At 43.7% G+C, this 1049-nt stretch carries 1 pseudogene; it reads right to left on the minus strand.

Annotation, left to right across the window (positions count from 1 at the left end):
• Window positions 1–1049: pseudogene (locus E4T79_RS10700) on the minus strand (IS3 family transposase); the annotation flags it as partial.

The raw sequence follows: 1049 nt of genomic DNA on the forward strand, positions 1-1049 counted from the left end.
GCGTTATCAATACATTTACCAACCCGAGACATGGATAAGGTTAATCCAGCTTGTCGTGCAAAGTATCGATACGCTTTAGAAGTATACTGGCTCCCACGATCGCTGTGAACCAGTGGTGTCGCACCTGGATTGAGCGCCAAAGCTTTCTTAATCGTCTTCATGACGAGCGGATAATCATTATTACGGCTAATCTCATAAGCGATGATGGAGCCATCATAGAGGTCTTTAATCGCACTGAGATAAGCTTTGGCACCAAGACCATATTGTAAATAAGTGACATCCGTACACCACTTTTGGTTGGGGGCTGTAGCTGTGAAATCACGGTTGAGAATGTTCTCTTCATAGAATTGATCACCAGCTTTTGTACAAGACTGCCTTACACGACGAATGACGGCGCTAATGCCCACTATTCTCATGAGCCTCCGAATCCGTTTCTTGTTATAATTTGTATTACACTGACGATTGATAAAAGTGGTCATGCGACGGTATCCCAGAATCCCCTTGTGACTGTGATGGCGTTTCTTAATCTGTTCCAGAAGCTTCTTATTTTCAATCTCAGAAGTCGTTTCCTTGTGGTTTAGCCATTTGTAGTAGCCTGATCGAGAGACTTTTAGGATGGAGCATAAGGTTTGAATGGAAGCCAGTAAGTTCTCTTCTTGATAGTCCTTGATGGCTTGGAACTTGTCTAAGTGTTTCCCACATCTCACCGACGGTTTTTCCGTTGGATGGCGTCCAACTTTTTTAGCAGTCCCACCTCCATTTCAAGATACTTAATCCGTTCTTCTTGTTGCTTAATTTTGAGTTGAAGCTCTTCTGCCTCGGTGAGATGAGGCTTACTATCCAGACCCTTTCCACGTCTATCAAGTAGACCTTGAGAGCCATTCTTCTCAAACTTCCGTACCCAGGAATAGACTTGTTGGTAGGAGACCCCAAATGTTTCAACAGCTGCTTGGTAGTCTTTGTCATGAGCAATGGTGTAGTTGACAATCTCCACACGTTCTTCAAAAGTGGTGTTGCGTCCTTGTTTCATACGACTGTATCCTTTACTA

Source organism: Streptococcus sp. LYSM12 (genome assembly GCF_004569635.1).
Taxonomy (GTDB): Bacteria; Bacillota; Bacilli; order Lactobacillales; family Streptococcaceae; genus Streptococcus.